This is a genomic window from Pantoea sp. Ae19-2, from assembly GCF_059801205.1.
On record NZ_JBCHWE010000001.1, the window covers coordinates 3,179,500 to 3,198,679 of the forward strand.

General features: G+C 57.3%; 12 protein-coding genes. 8 read left to right on the plus strand and 4 right to left on the minus strand.

Going from position 1 to position 19,180, the window contains the following annotated elements:
- Positions 1-5 precede the first annotated feature (5 nt).
- The 8 genes from uca (at position 6) to AAIE03_RS14750 (ending at position 12,261) form a co-directional block, all read left to right on the plus strand.
- Positions 6-3,623, plus strand: a complete 3,618-nt coding sequence (uca, locus tag AAIE03_RS14715; RefSeq protein WP_210456414.1) for an urea carboxylase — start codon at positions 6-8, stop codon at positions 3,621-3,623.
- 9 nt (positions 3,624-3,632) lie between these two features.
- Positions 3,633-4,334: a GntR family transcriptional regulator gene (locus tag AAIE03_RS14720; RefSeq protein ID WP_013024540.1), complete on the plus strand. Its 702-nt coding sequence runs from the start codon at positions 3,633-3,635 to the stop codon at positions 4,332-4,334.
- A gap of 30 nt (positions 4,335-4,364) precedes the next feature.
- Entirely contained in the window at positions 4,365-5,633 is a 1,269-nt protein-coding gene (urtA, locus tag AAIE03_RS14725) for an urea ABC transporter substrate-binding protein (protein ID WP_015700992.1), read from the plus strand.
- A gap of 77 nt (positions 5,634-5,710) precedes the next feature.
- Entirely contained in the window at positions 5,711-7,276 is a 1,566-nt protein-coding gene (gene urtB, locus AAIE03_RS14730; protein WP_014595298.1) for an urea ABC transporter permease subunit UrtB, read from the plus strand.
- Complete coding sequence (gene urtC / locus AAIE03_RS14735) at positions 7,276-8,352, plus strand: urea ABC transporter permease subunit UrtC (protein WP_013024537.1); 1,077 nt, start codon at positions 7,276-7,278, stop codon at positions 8,350-8,352. The genes urtB and urtC overlap by 1 nt, the downstream gene beginning before the upstream one ends.
- Entirely contained in the window at positions 8,345-9,136 is a 792-nt protein-coding gene (urtD, locus tag AAIE03_RS14740; protein ID WP_029568448.1) for an urea ABC transporter ATP-binding protein UrtD, read from the plus strand. The genes urtC and urtD overlap by 8 nt, the downstream gene beginning before the upstream one ends.
- Positions 9,137-9,835 carry an urea ABC transporter ATP-binding subunit UrtE gene (urtE, locus tag AAIE03_RS14745; RefSeq protein WP_029568447.1) on the plus strand — a complete coding sequence of 233 codons (699 nt, stop codon included), beginning with the start codon at positions 9,137-9,139 and terminating at the stop codon, positions 9,833-9,835.
- A 308-nt stretch (positions 9,836-10,143) separates the two neighbouring features.
- Positions 10,144-12,261 (plus strand): TonB-dependent siderophore receptor, encoded by a 2,118-nt coding sequence (locus AAIE03_RS14750; RefSeq protein ID WP_498563061.1) that lies wholly within the window; start codon positions 10,144-10,146, stop codon positions 12,259-12,261.
- 37 nt (positions 12,262-12,298) lie between these two features.
- Here AAIE03_RS14750 and AAIE03_RS14755 read toward each other — a convergent pair whose 3' ends face one another.
- The 4 genes from AAIE03_RS14755 to AAIE03_RS14770 all read right to left on the minus strand — a co-directional run bounded on the left by AAIE03_RS14755 (position 12,299) and on the right by AAIE03_RS14770 (position 18,821).
- Positions 12,299-13,531 carry an MFS transporter gene (locus AAIE03_RS14755; RefSeq protein ID WP_014595295.1) on the minus strand — a complete coding sequence of 411 codons (1,233 nt, stop codon included), beginning with the start codon at positions 13,529-13,531 and terminating at the stop codon, positions 12,299-12,301.
- Between the two features lie 80 nt (positions 13,532-13,611).
- Positions 13,612-15,963 (minus strand): GNAT family N-acetyltransferase, encoded by a 2,352-nt coding sequence (locus AAIE03_RS14760; protein ID WP_022622273.1) that lies wholly within the window; start codon positions 15,961-15,963, stop codon positions 13,612-13,614.
- Position 15,964: 1 nt separating this feature from the next.
- Entirely contained in the window at positions 15,965-17,257 is a 1,293-nt protein-coding gene (locus AAIE03_RS14765; RefSeq protein WP_019106389.1) for a lysine N(6)-hydroxylase/L-ornithine N(5)-oxygenase family protein, read from the minus strand.
- A 10-nt stretch (positions 17,258-17,267) separates the two neighbouring features.
- Positions 17,268-18,821, minus strand: coding sequence for a pyridoxal phosphate-dependent decarboxylase family protein (locus AAIE03_RS14770; protein ID WP_029568443.1), 1,554 nt, complete (start codon positions 18,819-18,821; stop codon positions 17,268-17,270).
- Positions 18,822-19,180: the final 359 nt, after the last annotated feature.

Consider the following 19,180-nt stretch of genomic DNA (forward strand, 5'->3'; position numbering starts at 1 on the left):
CAATCATGTTCAGCACCGTTCTGATTGCCAATCGTGGCGAAATTGCCTGCCGCGCTATCCGTACCCTGAAACGTTTGGGCATTACCAGCATCGCGGTCTTTTCCAATGCCGACCGTAACGCGCAACATGTCAAAGATGCCGATATCGCTATTTGTCTGGGCGGTGACAAAGCCAGCGACAGCTATCTGCGCATTGATAAAATTCTGGCGGCCGCGCAGGAAAGCGGCGCCCAGGCTGTCTGGCCGGGCTACGGTTTTCTCTCTGAAAGCCTGCCGTTTGCCGCCGCCTGTGAGGAGGCCGGCATCGTATTTGTTGGACCGACAGCGCAGCAAATTGGTGAGTTCGGTTTAAAGCACCGTGCCCGTGAACTGGCAGCGCACGCCGGTGTTCCCATGACGCCAGGCACGCCGCTGCTCGACTCGCTGGATGACGCCCTGGCCGCCGCGAGCAATATTGGTTATCCGGTGATGTTAAAAAGCACGGCCGGGGGCGGCGGCATCGGCCTGACGCGCTGCGCGGATGCCGAGGCGCTCCGGCATGCCTGGGAGAGCGTGCGCCGGCTTGGCGAACAGTTCTTCAGCGACGCAGGCGTATTTCTTGAACGCTGCATCGATCATGCCCGCCATGTTGAGGTACAGATCTTTGGCGACGGCAAAGGCACCGTGGTCGCTCTGGGCGAGCGCGACTGCTCTTTGCAACGCCGCAACCAGAAAGTGGTAGAAGAAACGCCCGCTCCCTGTTTGCCCGCTGCAACCCGCGATGCGCTGCTCGCCTCGGCAGTCCGGTTGGGCGAGGTGGTCAATTACCGCAGCGCGGGCACCGTCGAATACATTTACGATGCGCAGCAGGACGCCTTCTATTTCCTGGAGGTCAATACCCGCCTGCAGGTTGAACATCCGGTCACCGAATGCGTCACGGGTCTTGACCTGGTCGAGTGCATGTTGCGCGTGGCTGCCGATGAAGCGATCGACTGGCCGCGCCTGCAGCAGGCACCTCAGGGCGCCTCGATCGAAGTCCGGCTCTACGCTGAAGATCCGCTTAAACACTTTCAGCCTTGTCCCGGTGTCTTAACCCATGTGCACTTTCCCGAGGATGTGCGCGTCGATAGTGGAATCAGCACCGGTAGCGACGTATCGAGCTACTACGATCCCATGATCGCCAAGCTGATCGTTCATGCTGAAACCCGGGACGCCGCGCTGGCCAAACTGCAACGCGCGCTTAATGCCACTCAACTGCACGGCATCGCCACCAATCTTGATTACCTGCGGCAGGTCATCGCCACCGACGCCTTCCAGAGCGGCAACGTCTGGACTGGTTTTCTGGATGATTTCACGCCATCGGCCCCGGTGGTGGAAGTTCTGCAGCCCGGCACCTTTAGCTCCGTGCAGGACGTTCCGGGCCGCCTTGGCTACTGGGATATCGGCGTACCGCCCTCCGGCCCCATGGACGACTATGCTTTCCGGCTGGCTAACCGTATCGTCGGCAATCATGAGGCCGCAGCAGGACTGGAATTTACCTTACAGGGCCCGACGCTGCGTTTTCATTGTGCGACGACAATTGCCCTGACCGGCGCTGACTGCGCCGCCATGCTGGATGGTGAACCCGTTGCAAACTGGCAGCCTGTCACGGTCAATGCGGGACAAACGCTCACGCTGGGCCGCGCGCTGCAAGGCTGTCGCTGTTACCTGGCCATCCGTAATGGGTTTGACGTACCGGAATACCTCGGCAGCCGCTCCACTTTCTCGCTCGGTCAGTTTGGTGGGCACGCGGGGCGGACGCTGCGGGTTGCCGATATGCTGCCGGTTTCCCAGCCGCTGCTGGCCGCCTGTACCACACCGGCCCCGATCAGCGCGCCCCTGGCGCTCAGCCCGGCGCTGATACCGACCTACACGAACGAATGGCACATTGGCGTGCTGTACGGGCCGCACGGCGCACCTGACTTCTTCACCCAGGCCGCCATCGACGACTTTTTTGCCAGCGACTGGCAGGTACACTACAACTCAAACCGCCTTGGCGTACGCCTGGTCGGGCCAAAACCGAGCTGGGCTCGTGCTAACGGCGGTGAGGCCGGTCTGCATCCCTCCAACGTACATGACTGCGAGTATGCTATCGGCGCAGTCAACTTTACCGGTGACTTCCCGGTGATCCTCACCCACGACGGCCCCAGCCTTGGCGGCTTTGTCTGCCCGGTAACGATAGCCAAAGCCGAGCTGTGGAAAGTCGGTCAGGTTAAACCTGGTGACAGCATCCGTTTTCACCCCATCAGCGTAGAGGAAGCGACCGCGCGGGAACAGGCTCAGAAGCAGGTGATTGCCACGCTGCGGCCCCACTCTGCGCCCACGTTTGACGTCCCCTCGCTGGCTGAAAACCGCTTTGGTTCCGGCACCCTGCTCGCCGCTGTCGCCGCCACGGAAACCTCCCCCAGGGCGGTCTATCGCCAGGCCGGTGATAAATACATCCTCATCGAATATGGCGACAACGTCCTCGATCTGGCATTGCGTCTGCGTGTGCATTTATTAATGGAGGCGCTGCGTGCTCAGCCTGTTACCGGGATCGAAGAGCTCTCTCCCGGCGTGCGCTCGCTGCAAATTCGCTACGACAGCCTGGTCCTGAGTCAGTCGCAGTTAATGAACGTGCTGCTGGAACGGGAAGCGATGCTCGGCAATGTCAGTCACCTGAAAGTTCCGTCACGCATCGTCTGGCTGCCGATGGCCTTTGAAGACAGCGCGACGCTCGGTGCGGTGGAACGCTATAAAGAAACCGTGCGTGCCAGCGCGCCCTGGCTGCCAAATAATGTCGATTTTATTCAGCGCATTAACGGATTAACCAGCCGCGACCAGGTCCGCGACACGATCTTTGATGCCAGCTATCTGATTTTAGGGCTGGGGGATGTGTACCTTGGCGCGCCCTGCGCCGTGCCTGTCGATCCCCGTCACCGCCTGCTGAGTTCCAAATACAGCCCGGCCCGTACCTTTACGGCAGAAGGCACCGTCGGCATCGGCGGGATGTATATGTGCATTTACGGCATGGACTCGCCCGGCGGCTATCAGCTGGTGGGCCGTACCTTACCTATCTGGAACAAGTTCCTCAAAAATGCGCAGTTTACTGCTGGCGAACCCTGGCTGCTGCGCTTCTTCGATCAGGTGCGCTTTTATCCCGTAACGGAAGAGGCGCTGACGCAGTTACGTGACGATTTCCGCGAAGGTCGCGCCACGCTGCGTATTGACGAAACTGAATTTGATTTTGCCGCTCACCAACAATTCCTGGCGGATAACGCTCAGGACATCACGGCGTTTCGCCAGCGTCAGGCAGCGGCTTTCGAGCAGGAAGTCACGCGCTGGTCGCAGGAGGAACAGGAGATCGCCTCTCCTCCAGATATCACGCCTCATACCTCCGCTGAAGATGACAGCGCGCACGCGGTGCAGGCAGATATGAACGGCAATATCTGGAAAGTGCTGGTACAGCCCGGGGATGACGTCAGCGCGGGTCAGACGCTGGTGATTGTTGAGGCAATGAAAATGGAGCTGGCGATTGCAGCCCCCTGCGCCGGTCGGGTGAAACGCATCGCCTGTCAGGCAGGGCGCGCCGTCAGCCCTGGCGATACGCTGCTGTGGCTGGAATAAGGAGGGCCGATGACAACCCGTTTACCCCGTAATAAAGCGCGTCCGGAAGCCCTGGCGGAACGTGTTTACCAGACGCTGAAAAACGACATTTTTGAGTTTCGCCTGATGCCCGGTGACCGCTTCAGCGAAAGTGAAATTGCTGAACGTATGGCGGTAAGCCGCACGCCAGTCCGGCAGGCGCTGTTCTGGCTGGAGCGTGAAGGCTATGTCGATGTGTGGTTTCGCAGCGGATGGCAGGTCAAAACCTTCGATTTTGCCTATTTCGAAGAGCTGTACGATCTGCGCACGGTACTGGAGTGCGAAGCCGTGAAGCGTCTGTGCGAACTGCCCTCGGCGCAGTGCGCCGCCCGGCTGCGCGAGCTTTATCAGTTCTGGTGTGAGGCCGCCCGGCTGGACGACGGCAAGAAAGTGTCGCAGCACGATGAGGCCTTTCATATGACGCTGGTCGCCGCCGCAGGCAACAGTGAAATCGCGCGTATTCACGCTGAACTGACCGAGAAGATCCGCATTATCCGTCGTCTCGATTTTACCCGCGAAGACAGGATCGCGGCGACGTATCGCGAGCACGCGCAAATTTTACAGGCCATTTTTTTGCAGCAGACCGGCAAAGCCCAGCAGATGCTGAGCGAACACATTGCCGCCAGTAAGGCTGAGGTCAGGAAGATCACGATCCATATGTTACAGCAGGCCAGGCTCCAACCCATCGAATAACGCATCCATCTAACCAGGGGTTTAACATTGATGAAAAGACGTTCATTGCTCAAGGCTTTTGCACTCTCCGCTACCGTTGCAGGTATGGGATTCTCATGGAGCGCCCAGGCGGCTGACACCATCAAAGTGGGTATTATGCACTCGCTTTCCGGCACTATGGCGATTTCCGAAACGCCACTGAAAGATGTCGCCCTGATGACCATTGATGAAATCAATGCGAAAGGTGGCGTGCTGGGTAAAAAGCTCGAACCGGTGGTGGTGGATCCCGCCTCAAACTGGCCGCTCTTTGCCGAAAAGGCGCGCCAGCTGCTGACCCAGGACAAAACTGCGGTGGTGTTTGGCTGCTGGACCTCGGTATCACGAAAATCCGTGCTGCCGGTCTTCGAAGAGCTGAACGGTCTGCTCTTCTACCCGGTACAGTATGAAGGTGAAGAGATGTCACCGAACGTATTCTACACCGGGGCAGCCCCTAACCAGCAGGCCATTCCGGCAGTGGAATACCTGATGAGCCAGGATGGCGGCGGCGCGAAACGCTTCTTCCTGTTGGGAACAGATTATGTGTATCCCCGCACGACCAACAAAATTTTGCGGGCTTTCCTGCACACCAAAGGCGTACAGGATAAAGATATCGAAGAAGTTTATACCCCGTTCGGCTACAGCGATTACCAGACCATCGTGTCCAATATCAAGAAGTTCGCCGCAGGCGGGAAAACCGCGGTGGTCTCCACCATCAACGGGGATTCCAACGTGCCGTTTTACAAAGAGCTGGCGAATCAGGGCATCAAAGCCACCGACATACCGGTGGTGGCGTTCTCAGTGGGCGAAGAAGAACTCCGTGGAATTGATACCAAACCGCTGGTCGGCCAGCTCGCCGCCTGGAACTACTTCGAATCGCTGGATAACCCGACCAACGCCAAATTTGTCGCCGATTACCGTGCTTATGCCAAAGCCCATAACCTGCCGAATGCCAGCAGCGTTGTGACGAACGATCCGATGGAGGCGACCTACGTAGGGATCCATATGTGGGCGCAGGCCGTCGAAAAAGCGGGCACCACCGACGTGGATAAGGTGCGCGCCGCCATGGCCGGGCAGACCTTTAAAGCGCCGGATGGCTTTACCCTGACGATGGATCAGACTAACCACCATCTGCATAAACCCGTGATGATTGGCGAAGTGGAAGAAAACGGTCAGTTCAACGTGGTCTGGCAAACCGACAAACCGGTACGCGCCCAGCCCTGGAGCCCGTATATCCCCGGTAATGACAAAAAACCCGATCACCCGGTGAAAACGTCTCAGTAAGACAGGTGCCGCCCCTGATCCCTCTGTGGGGCGGCAGTAAGGACTCCCTATGATCGCCTATTTGATGAGGCTCTCCCATGACGCTTCGCCTGTGTTTCTTTAGTTTTTTGCTGCTCCTGCCGCTGTTTGCCAGCGCCGGACCGGCGGCCGACTTCGCCGCGGCGAGCCGCGCTCAGCAGGCGGAATTGCTGCAACAGTGGGCCGCTGCGCCAGATGTCAGCCGGTTGCCGCTGCTTCAGGCGCTGAAAGCCGAAACCGTGGTCACGGATCAGGATCGTCATCCTTTTAGCCAAACCGGTAATGGGCTCCAGCCGCTGGATACGTCATCACAGCCGAAGGGCGCGCTAAAAAAACTGTTTATGAATAACCGGTTGCGCGTGCTGGTCGCCAGTGCGCTCGCCGCACATCAACTGGTGAGCAGCGACGCCAGCGTACGCCTGAGTGCGGCACAGCAGTTACAAAATGACGCCGCCGCCGATCTTCTCCCGCTGATTACGCAACGCCTGAGCCTCGAAAAGGATGCGCGCGTGCATGCCGCGCTGGCGATGGCGGCGGCCAGCCTGCAACTGTCCAGCCCTCAGCCCATGGTTCGGCTGCGGGCGGTGAAACTGCTGGGCGAGTCCGGCGATCCTAACACCCAGGCCAGCCTGCAACGGCTGACCCAGCCCACAGTGGAGCCCGATGAAACCGTACGCGAGGCGGCAACAGAAAGCCTGCAACAGATTAAAAGCCGCCTGATGTGGGGCGATCTGTTGGGCCAGGCGTTTAGCGGCCTGTCGCTGGGTTCGATACTGCTGCTTGCCGCCCTGGGCCTGGCGATTACCTACGGCCTGCTGGGCGTGATCAATATGGCGCACGGGGAAATGTTGATGCTGGGTGCCTACGCGACCTGGATGGTGCAAAACCTGTTTCAGCAGTTCGCGCCGCATTACATCGGCTGGTATCCGCTGCTGGCGCTCCCGGTCGCCTTTGGGTTAACGGCGGTTATCGGTATGGCGCTGGAGCGCACCATTATCCGTCATCTGTATGGCCGTCCACTGGAAACCCTGTTAGCCACCTGGGGCATCAGCCTGATGCTGATTCAGCTGGTGCGGATGCTGTTTGGCGCGCAGAACCTTGAGGTTGCGAACCCCGCCTGGCTGTCCGGCGGATTGCAGGTGCTGCCGAATCTGGTTCTGCCCTGGAACCGTATTGCGGTCATTCTGTTCGTGGTGTTTGTGCTGATCCTGACCTGGCTGCTGCTGAACCGCACGCGGCTGGGGATGAACGTGCGGGCGGTAACGCAAAACCGGGCCATGGCCGACTGCTGCGGCGTGCCAACAGGCCGAGTCGATATGCTGGCTTTTGGCCTGGGCTCCGGCATCGCCGGGCTGGGCGGCGTGGCCCTGTCCCAGTTGGGAAATGTCGGACCGGAACTGGGCCAGGGCTACATTATTGACTCTTTCCTGGTGGTGGTGCTCGGCGGTGTGGGGCAACTGGCCGGCACCGTCGTGGCTGCGCTGGGGCTGGGCATTCTCAATAAAGTGCTGGAGCCGCAAATCGGCGCGGTGCTGGGGAAAATCCTGATTCTGGTCATGATCGTGCTGTTTATTCAAAAACGTCCGCAAGGGTTATTTGCGGTGAAAGGAAGGGTGACTGACTAATGACGCAACCCATCTCCTTACGTCTGGCTCGTCAGGCCCCGCGCCTGACGCTGGGTATTGGCGCACTGGTTACGCTGATGCTGCTGATCATGCCATTTCTGGCGCTGCTGCCGGCCACCCATCCGCTGGCGATATCGACCTATACCTTAACCCTGGTGGGTAAAATTCTGTGCTATGCCGTGGTCGCAGTGGCGCTGGATCTGGTCTGGGGTTATGCCGGTTTACTCTCTCTGGGACACGGCCTGTTTTTTGCGCTGGGCGGCTATGCGATGGGCATGTACCTGATGCGCCAGGCGGCGGGCGACGGCGTACCGGCCTTTATGGCCTTTCTCTCCTGGGATCGGCTGCCGTGGTTTTGGGCGGGCACCCAGCATTTTGCCTGGGCGCTGTGCCTGATTGTGCTGGTTCCCGGCCTGCTGGCGCTGGTCTTTGGTTTTTTCGCCTTCCGCTCGAAAATCAAAGGGGTTTATTTCTCCATCATGACCCAGGCGCTGACCTATGCCGGCATGCTGCTGTTTTTCCGCAATGAAACCGGCTTTGGTGGCAACAACGGCTTTACCGGCTTCACCACCCTGCTTGGTTTTAATGTTACCGCCACGGGCACGCGCATCGGCCTGTTTGTCGCGACGGTGATATTGCTGTTAGTCAGTTTAGGCCTGGGTTTTGTCCTGGCACGCAGTAAATTCGGCCGGGTGCTGACGGCGGTCCGCGACGCGGAAAACCGTCTGATGTTCTGCGGTTACGATCCCCGTGGCTTTAAGCTGTTCGTCTGGACGCTGTCCGCCGTGTTATGCGGCATGGCGGGCGCACTTTATGTGCCGCAGGTCGGCATTATTAATCCCGGTGAAATGTCCCCCACCAACTCCATCGAAGCCGCTATCTGGGTCGCACTGGGTGGACGCGGCACCTTAATTGGCCCGCTGCTGGGCGCCGCGATTGTTAACGGCGCGAAGAGCCTGTTTACCGTTGCCTTCCCCGAATACTGGCTGTTCTTTCTGGGGATGATGTTTATTCTGGTCACGCTGTTTCTGCCGCGTGGCGTGATTGGCTTACTGCGCCGGAGAAAAGATGACTGAGCACCCGTATACCCAATCATTTCCCGCCGATCGTCATCGTGTTCAGCGCGATCCGGTGCTGCAACTGGAAGCCGTCACCGTCTCTTTTGATGGCTTTCGCGCCCTGTCCGATCTGTCCTTACAGATCGGACAGGGCGAACTGCGCTGTGTGATCGGCCCTAACGGCGCAGGAAAAACCACGCTAATGGATGTGATTACCGGCAAAACACGACCGGATAAGGGCCGGGTCATTTACGATCAGGATAATGACCTGACCAGCCACTCCCCCGTTGAGATTGCCCGTCGCGGTATCGGACGCAAATTTCAGAAACCCACGGTGTTTGAAGCGCTGACGGTGTTTGAAAATCTGGAAATTGCCCTGAAAACCACCAAAACCGTTTGGGCCAGCCTGCGCGCGCGGCTTAACAGCGAGCAGCGGGATCGGATTGACGAGGTCCTCGTCCTGTTGCGGCTCACGGGTTCGCGTCACCGCCAGGCGGGCCTGTTGTCGCATGGGCAGAAACAGTTTCTTGAGATCGGCATGCTGCTGGTGCAGGAGCCGCACCTGCTTCTGCTGGATGAACCTGCGGCCGGCATGACCGATGCGGAAACCGACTATACCGCCGAGCTGTTCCGTAGCCTGGCAGGGAAACACTCACTCATGGTGGTTGAACACGACATGGGCTTTGTGGAAACCATTGCCGACTACGTCACGGTTTTGCATCAAGGCAAGGTGCTGGCGGAAGGTTCGCTGCGCGAGGTTCAGGCCAACGAGCAGGTCATCGACGTTTATTTGGGGCGCTAAATGTTACAGGTATCTGAACTGCATCAGTATTACGGTGGCAGCCATATTCTACGCGGCCTGTCGTTTGAGGTAAAAACAGGCGAAATCACCTGCCTGCTGGGCCGTAACGGCGTGGGCAAAACCACGCTGCTGAAATGCCTGATGGGATTGATTCCGGCCAAATCGGGTGAGGTACGCTGGCAGGACAAGCCGATCGGGACGCGCAAGCCGCATCAGCGCGTGCAGTCCGGCATCGCTTACGTGCCACAGGGCCGCGAAATTTTCCCCCGTCTCACGGTTGAGGAGAATCTGCTAATGGGCCTGTCCCGCTTCTCCGCCTCACAGGCCAAACAGGTGCCTGATGAGATCTATCAGCTGTTTCCCGTGCTGTTCGACATGAAGTCGCGGCGCGGAGGCGACCTGTCCGGGGGACAACAGCAGCAGTTAGCGATTGGTCGCGCGCTGGCAAGTCGTCCGCAGTTGCTGATCCTCGACGAGCCGACGGAAGGGATCCAGCCGTCGGTGATCAAAGAGATTGGCATGGTGATCCGTCAGTTGGCGCAGCGCGGCGATATGGCGATTCTGCTGGTTGAGCAATTCTATGATTTCGCCGCTGAGTTGGCCGACAGCTATCTGGTGATGTCGCGCGGCGAGATTATCCAGCGCGGTCGTGGCAGTGACATGGAGGCGGATAACGTGCGCGGTCTGGTTGCCATCTGACATCTCCTCCCCGGCAGGCCAGATCGCCTGGCCTGCCTTCACGTTGTACGTGAAGCGTGTTGAATGTTTCTCCCTCGCCCCGCCCGATACAACCTGCCCGAAAAGGCTTCCCTGACGCACGTTCCACGCGTGTTTACCCCGTTAGCCTGCAATTTCTTTAACAATAACGCAGTAGACATCTTGTAATGATTAACAGTAAAGGCAATAATTCTCATTTGCATTCAATGTAAATAACCTGTTCTTAACACCAATTTTCGCTCCTTTCTTCTGTCGGGAGCGGCGTATCTACCATTTGTAAGGGATAAACAATGAGAATGCCTTTCTGCCGGAAACGGTTAGCGTTGCTGTGTTCCATCGCCATTGCCACACCTGCAGTGACCTTTGCCGCGAACACGCTGGTGGTCACAGCAAAGCCCGAAGAAACGTCGACAACCCCGACAGAAGGCTATACGGCGACCGTCAGTAAAGGCGCAACCAAGACCGATCGTCCGCTGATCACCACCGGGCAGTCAGTCTCGGTGATCACGCGCCAGCAAATGGACGATCAGGGTGCGATGGATGTGAATCAGGCGCTGAATTACACCGCGGGCGCCTTTACGAACTTCGCCGGTGCGGCCACCCGCTACGATACGGTATCGTTGCGCGGTTTCCACGGCGGCGACGTGGATAATATTTTCCTGGACGGCCTGCGGCTGATGAGCGATCCGGGCAGCTACAACGTGCTGCAGGTTGATCCCTGGTTCCTCGAACGCATTGACGTGATCAAAGGCCCCTCTTCTGCCCTGTATGGCCAAACCGTTCCCGGTGGCTTAGTGATGGAGACCTCTAAGCGTCCTCAATACGCGCCTGAAGGACATTTCCGTCTGTCCACCGGCACCCATAACACCAACAGCGCCGCATTTGATTACACCAACGCCATTAACGATCAGTGGGCTTTTCGTCTGACCGGCATCACGCGCAACAGCGATACGCAGTACGATCATACCCGCGAAGAAAAATATGCGATTTCGCCCTCGCTGCTGTGGCAACCGGATGAAGATACGTCACTGCTGTTACGCGCCTATCTGCAGAAGGATCCTTCCGGTGGCTATCACAGTGCCGTGCCGGGTGATGGCAGCATAACCGAGCATAACGGACGTAAGCTCAGCACCGGTTTTTATGACGGCGACAGCACACTGGATCAGTTCAAACGTCGCGAGCAAATTTACAGCGCGGAGTTCGCTCACCGCTTTAATGAAACCTGGGCCTTCCGCTCCAATGCCAGCTATTCCCACTCCAATGTCGATTTGGATCAGGTTTATCAGGCTGGCTGGGATTCACCGCAGTCTGAACTGCTTAATCGCTACTATTCCGGTTCACGTTCTTCACTGAATGCGTACGCGATCGATAATCAACTGGAAGCCGATTTTGCCACGGGTCCGGTAGATCATAAGGTCGTACTGGGCGCGGAATATCATCAGTACACCAATGATTTGCGTGATGCCAGTGGCTTAGCCAGTCAGCTTAACGCGCTGACAGGCCAGGCCGTGGGGACGAATCCGGCTTACGTATTCCAGAACTCACAGCGCCGTTACTACCAAACCGGTATGTATCTGCAGGATGAGATGAAATGGGACAAGTGGCATCTGGATCTCTCCGGCCGCTACGATCGGATCGTGTCTGAAAACAGACAGTACAGCACGGATACGCAATATCGCCGTCAAGACGATCACGTCAGCGGTCGCGCGGCGCTGCTCTATGCATTTGATAACGGTATCTCTCCGTATGCCAGCTACAGTCAGGCCATTACGCCGCAATCGCTTTCCGGACAGGACGGCAACCTGCTGAAGCCGACCACGTCTGAGCAGTACGAGGCCGGGATTAAATACCAGCCCGTGGGCACGTCCGATCTCTACTCAGCAGCCGTGTACGACCTGACGCAAAATGATGTGGGTAACCGCGTGGTGGTAGGCTCTTATTACGAACCGGCCGGGAAAGTGCACTCTCAGGGCCTCGAACTGGAAGCCCATAATCAGCTCACTCCGCGCCTGAGCACGCTGGCGAGCTTTACGCTCAACCACGTGCGCTTCAAAGATTCTATCGACGGTAACAACGGTCATACGCCTTACGTGACGCCCAACTCGATGGCTTCCGCGTGGGCGAAATACCAGTTTGATGCCGGGATCAGCGTAGGTGCAGGCGTCCGTTACATTGGTCGGCAGTGGGCAGACAATGAAAACACCACTCGTCTGCCTTCCGCCACGCTGTTTGATGCCTCGGTACGTACCGATTTAGGCGTCTGGAACAGCAGCCTGAAAGGGGCTTTTGTGCAGGTTAACGCAAATAACCTGACCGATCGCGACTATGTCTCCGCCTGCTATGGCACCGGCTTCTGCTACTGGGGGGCTGAACGCACCATCGTTGCCACCGTCGGCTACGATTTCTGATCCTTCCCACAGGCGGCACCTGGCCGCCTGTCTCACCTCAGGCCGTTACGGTGCTGTGTCGCCGCTGTTTTTCGCGCAGAAACGACCGCACCAGTGCCAGCCATAACAGCCCGCACAGCAGATTAATCAGGCTGAACCAGGCCGTTCCGCCTCCGAAGTACGCCGCTTTCACCGCCTCAATGCCCAGCGCAAACACCACCATACTGACCATCCCTAACATCGCCGCGACGCTGCCCTTGCCCGCCCGGCTGGAGAACAATGTCAGTCGGTACAGCCCGGCATTCACCATTCCGGTGCCGAATCCGTAAAGGCTCAGGCCCGCCGTCAGCCATGCCGCGTTGCCTGCATTGATAAAGGTGCCAACAGCGGCCACCGTCAAACCCGCCATAATCGGCCAGGCCCCCAGCCGCAGCGGCTGTTCAACCGGCAGACGGCTGGCAAGCCGCCCCAGCAGCAGATTTCCGGCGATCATCGCCAGAAAGACCGGTAACTGGAGCAGCGCATAATCCATGCGGCTCAGTCCCAGATCGTGAATCAGGATAACGGGAGAAAGCGCTACCCAGGCCAGACAGGGAATCGTCACCAGGCCGATGGCCAGTGAACCGCACATCACCTGGCGATCTTTTAACAAGGCGTAATAGCCGGCAGCCAGGGACTTCAGCGACACGGAGGTGTTTCTGTCGCCCGCCGTTTCCGGCATCGAGAGCCACAGGCCCGTCAATGCCAGAGCAGACAGGGCGGCAAAAAACAGAAACAGCGTGCGCCAGTCCGCAACAGCCAGAAACGCCGTGCCCGCCAGCGGCCCGGCCAGCGGTGCCAGCAGCGCCACGTTAGCCATCAGCGCCATCATCTTTACGCTGAGCGCTTCGTCAAATGCCTCCTGAATGGCGGCATAACCGACTGCACCGATGAAACACAGGCTGATGCCCTGAAGAAAGCGCAGCAGGATAAACTGCCCAATGCTCTGCACCCAGTGGGTTGCGAGGCAGGTCAGCATGAAAAAGGCAACGCCTGCCAGCAGCACCGGACGTCGTCCCAGCTTGTCGGATAGCGGGCCCAACAGCCACTGCAGCAGTATGCCGCCCATCAGGTAAGCGGTCAGTGACGTGGAGACCCACTCCGGACCCACGTGAAATGCCTGCGTGACCAGCAGCATGCCTGGCTGAATCATGTCGTGCGCCAGATAGGTGGCAAACTCAAATAACACCAGCGATAAGGGGAACAGGAAATGTCGACGCGTGAGGCGCGAGACCGGTTGAAAAAGAGCCATCGTGAATAATGTCCAGAAAAACGATAAAAAACGCGGTCGACTGAGCGACCGCGCTGATGTGATAGGAGGTCATTATCCCGTTACCGCCATTTGGCGATGGGATTCTCCAGCGTACCGGCAAACTTGAGGTTTTCTGCAGGATCGGACAGGTTAATCATCTGCTGATTGTTCGCCAGCTGCAGGCGATTCAGGCAAGAGCGGGTGAATTCGGGCGCAAACATATCGTAGCGGGCGAACTTACTGGCAAGCTGCGGATGGGCCTGCTGATAGTCCTTGACGCACTGCGCCACCCGCTGCCAGAACTGGGTTTCCGACAAGGTATCAGACTGATGCAAAATCGCGCTGATAAAGCGGAAAATGCAGTCGAAGACGTCGGTAAAAATCGACAGCAGCTTCAGATGTTCAGGCACGTCCACCGCCAGCCGCTGCACCTTTTCAGGCAGAACCGCATCCGGATTCATCACCGCAATCTCCTCGCCGATGTCCTTCATGTAGGCGCTGACCGGCACATTATTTTCCAGCAGCAGAATAAGGTTCTCGCCGTGAGGCATAAACACCAGATCGTGTTGATAAAAGCAATGCAGCAGCGGGCTTAGATAGCAGTTCAGGTAACGGTCAATCCACTGTTCCGCTGGCAGCCCCGAATCGGCGATCAGCGCCGGTAATAACGGCTGCTGCTGATGATCGACATGCAGAAACGCCGCCATGGTCATTAAACGCTGGCCAGGCTGCAGGTCAGTGACCGGATTATCACGCCACAGGGCCGCAAACATTTTCTTGTAGGCAGAGTCGCCTTTGATCGCGCGTTCGTAATGTCGGTTGTGATAGCCCACCGCGGCCACTTCACGCAGGATGCGGAAATCACAGCGCTGGAGCCAGCTATCGTTTGCCACCAGCGTTTCCAGCCATTCGTTAATCGCGGGCGTGGTCGCCATATAGTAAGGCGAAAGACCGCGCATAAAGCCCATGTTCAGCACCGACAGCGCCGTTTTCACATAGCGTTTCTGCGGCTGGCTGCGGTTAAAGAAGGTGCGAATCGACTGTTGAGCCTGATAATGGTCCTCACCGATTCCAAGATAAATAATGTCCTGGTTAGCAATATCCGCAGCAAACACCGTCAGCAGTTTATTCTGCCACTGCCAGGGATGGACCGGCATCAGGATATAGTCTTCGGCAACGACGTCTTTGCTCGCCAGCTGAGCGGCGAACTGGTCGAGGGCAGCCTGTCCTAACTCCTCCTGCAACAGCCGCGCATAGCTCAGCTCACTGATGCTGGAGAAGTGAGCATTACGTCGATGCACGGCGACCCAGATCAATCTCACCGGCGTCGCCGCCTCAGGCGCATAAGCGAGATAATCGCGTGCATCAAAACCAATACGGCCGTTATTGGCGACAAAGCAGGGATGCCCTTCCGTCATCGACGACTCCAGGGTCTGGAAGTCCGCCTTCACCAGCGCCTGGCTGTCTGGATTGTTCTTCTGCAGTTTAAACACGCTACTGCACAACGTGCTGCTAATCTCTTCCATATAGGTCGCCAACAGCGCCTGAGGGATGCCGATTTGGGCATTGAACTCTTCAATAAACTGCAGCGCATCCAGCGGTAAACGGTGGCCGTTTTCCTGTTTTTGCAGGGAAGCCACATCGATTTCCCAGTGGTCAAGCGCCAGCCGTTGTGCGGAAAAAACATATTCTGATTCGCCATTCGGCACGGCCAGCTGGTAACGGCCACTGCCGACATCAACAGGGGTGATCAGCTTCTCGTGCGCAAATTCGGCAATGGCTTTGCGAATCAGTAAACGGTTGGCCTGCAGCCAGTCATGTCCGGTGAGGTGTGAACCGTTCAACAGCGGTGTGGTGTTATTCATAAGTGAATCCTGCAGTAGGGCCTGCTGATAATCATCGCGCTGGCAGAAAGCCAACCAGGCCGTTTTATGTCCCATATCAATGGTGTGCTGATAGCGAAAACCCGCACGTTTATTCAGGCGATGAATTTTGTCATTGCGCACGTCCGGCTCGACCACCACGCGGTTAACCTCGGGGCGGCTGAACATGTAGTCCATGACCGTGCTGAACACCTGCCAGCTAAACTGGCTGACCGGTGTCACCGCGGGCGCGATCAGAATATGCATGCCGTAGTCGTCTGGCTGGGCGGGATAATGCCTGCCGACCTCATCCTCACTGGCACGATAACATTCGATAAGAAACGCCGGTTCGCCATCGCAGCAGCCGATTAACGCCGCATGGGGATCTTTTGCCGTCAGCTGTTGATAGAATTCGGCGACCTGCTCTGGCGCGTGATCCTGCATTCCCCAGAAGCGGGCGTAGTCGCGCGTGACCCAGCGGTGAATAAGCCTCACATCAGCGGGCAGCAGGGGACGAAGAGTAAACTGACCCGCTGGACGGGCCGCAGTGAAAAGTGTGGACTGTGACATATTAGTGTTCCGTTTGGGCCGGGAAAGTCTGGAAGGCGATTTGACGCTCAACGGGATAAACTTCCCGCCCGGTGAGTTCACGCAGGAGCACCGAGTTGCGATAGCAGGCCATGCCAAGATCCGGCGTCACAAAACCATGCGTATGCAGCTCCGCGTTCTGGACGAAGACCTGGTTGTGCAGGTCGATACTGTAATTGCGCTGGACGTCGTAACGGCCCTTCTCATCCCAGCGCAGACGCTGGCTGATGCCTTCGATAAACATCGGCGGGCGATACTGATAACCCGTTGCCATGACCAGGCCCTGAGTACGACGCGTGTAAGCACAATCCTGTTCCTGATGATGCAGCGCGAGTTCACATTCACCGCCTGGCAACCAGCGCATACCGGTAAGTTCAGAATGGGTGAACAGGTTAACGTCTAGCGCGCCATCCAGTTGCTTGACGTACATCAGGTCGTAGATGTCGTTGATTAACGTGCTGTTAATGCCTTTGTAGAGATTTTTGTGGCGCGCGTTCAGCGCATCGCGCTTCTCCCCCGGCAGCGCGTGGAAGTAGTCGACCCATTCTGGCGAGGTCATCTCCAGGGTCAGTTTGGTGTATTCCAGCGGATAAAAACGCGGCGCGCGGGTGATCCAGTTCAGCTGATAGCCAAACCGATCGATGTCCGTCAGCAGATCGTAATAGATCTCTGCAGCGCTCTGCCCGCTTCCCAGCACGGTGAGGGTGCTTTTTTTCTGCAATTCCGCTTTGTCTGCCAGATACTGGCTGGAATGGGTGAAACGCGACTGGTGCGGTCGGCTGCACGCCGGCACCCAGGCGGTGGGTCCGGTGCCCAACACCAGCTTACGGGCCAGCCACTCTTGCTGCTGACCCGTGAGCGTATCCACCGAGCGAACGCAGTAACACTGTCGGGCATCGTCGTAGCTTACATAGTCTACGCGCGTGTTCCAGCGTAAATTACTCAGCTGTGAACAGGCCCACTGACAGTACTGGTTGTACTCTTTACGCATCAGGAAGAAGTCTTCGCGAATGTAAAACGAATAAATTTTCCCTTTCTGTTTCATATAATTGAGCAGGCTATAGGGATTGGTGGGATCGGCCAGCGTCACCAGGTCAGCCATAAAGGGCGTTTGCAGATGCGCACTCTCCAGCATCATGCCGGTGTGCCAGTCGAATCCCGAATTTTGATCCAGAAAAATCCCCTTCAGCCCCTCAACCGGTTCGCTCAGGCAGGCCAGGCTGAGATTAAAAGGACCGATACCAATACCGATAAAGTCATACACCTGGTTGTTCATTGCACCGTTCTCACTGGTTAGCCACGGGTAATGTCACGTCACGCGCCTGTTCTCGACCGTAATGGGCAATCAGGGCGATCACATCTTCAATGTCAGCCACCGAGGTGGTGGGATTCAGCAGGGTAAATTTCAGGTACTGCCGCCCCTCCACTTTGGTCCCGGCAATCACCGCATTACCGGATCGGAACAGCGCCTTGCGGATACCGGCGTTGATGGCATCCAGCTGTGCGGGATTCATGCCAGGGCGTGGCACGAAGCGGAAGATTTGGGTGGTCAGTTCAGGCGCATGCAGAACCTCAATCGCCGGATGGGCGTTCAGCCGCTGATGGGTTGCCTGAGTCAGCGTCAGAATGGTATCGAATGCCTCACCCAGTGCAGACGGCCCCATAATGCGTAAGGTCAGCCACATTTTCAGCGCGTCAAACCGACGCGTGGTCTGAATACTTTTATTGACCAGGTTTGGCGTCCCTTCCTGCTGGGCGCTAAGCGGATTGAGGTAATCAGCATGGTGCGTCACATGGCTAAGGTGCTGTTTCTCGCGCACAAAGAACGCGCCACAGCTTACGGTCTGGAAGAATGACTTGTGGTAATCCACCGTCACCGAGTCGGCTTTTTCAATGCCGTTGAGGCGCTGGCGATGCTGTTCGGAAACCAGGAGGCCGCAGCCGTATGCCGCGTCGACGTGCATCCAGATGCCGTGCTGCTGACAAAGTTTCGCGATGCTTTCCAGCGGATCGATACTGCCGAAATCGGTGGTGCCGCTGGTGGCAACGACGGCGATGGGGATCAGGCCCTGCTCATGACAGCGCTGAATCTCCTGCTCAAGCTGCACGCTGTCCATGCGGTAATGGTCGTCATACGCTACCGGGATGACCGCATCGTAGCCCAGGCCGAGAATGGCCATCGATTTCTGGATGCTGAAGTGGCTCAGTCTGGAGGTCAACACGCGCCATTTTGCCGCATCGGCAGGCAGGCCCTGATGTTTGATCAGGTGGCCCGGATGATGTGCGGCGCACCAGCTGTCGCGCGCCAGCAGCATCGCCATCAGGTTCGACTGCGTCCCGCCGCTGGTAAAGATGCCGTCTGCGCTCGCAGGCAGACCGATGCGGCCCAGCGTCCAGTCAATCACCTTCTGTTCTATCAGCGTTCCGCCCGCACTCTGGTCCCACGTATCCACGGAGCTGTTGACTGCCGCCATGATCTGCTCGGCCAGCAGAGACGGCAGTACAACCGGGCAGTTAAGGTGCGCCACGTATTTGGGATGGTGGAACCAGACGGCATCGCGCAGATAAAGCGTCCGCAGCTCTTCCAGCGCGGCCTCGTTATTTCCCAGCGGCTGGTCAAGATCGACAGCGCTGAAAGCCGGAGCCAGCTCGTGGGGCAGAATACCGCTGAAGGGCTTTTCAACGCGCTGAACGGTGCTGGAGATCAGCGCCAGCGCCTCTTGCGTTTGCTGATGCCACGCAGGGATTTGCGCGTCGTTAAAGATAAAGTCCTGAGCAGTCAGGACCTCATCAGGCAGATGTCGGCGAGGCACCGACAGATTTTGCTTACGTAACACCATATCCTGTTCCTTTGTTAAAGACGTAGGCCGCCCGGCCACCGTGAAAACAGGGCAGCAGCATGCGCCAGACCGCGCGAGTCAGTTCAGATTCAGTAACCTTTAGCCGAGCTGGCTAACCCATGAGATCAAGAAAATTAAGAATTTATGTTTAAAAAAATCATTAAAAACTACATTTTATGTGGTTAATTTGCATTAAATATGCGCTTTTTAACGATAATGACAACATTAATAATAATCATTATCATTCAACTTTTAAAAGGGTAAGCATTCTCATAAAGGTGGCTAATGTCTTTTTATGTGATCTTGATCACATAAAACAGCTTATATTCGGCGCTGGAAGAGGAAGAGATGGCGAAAAT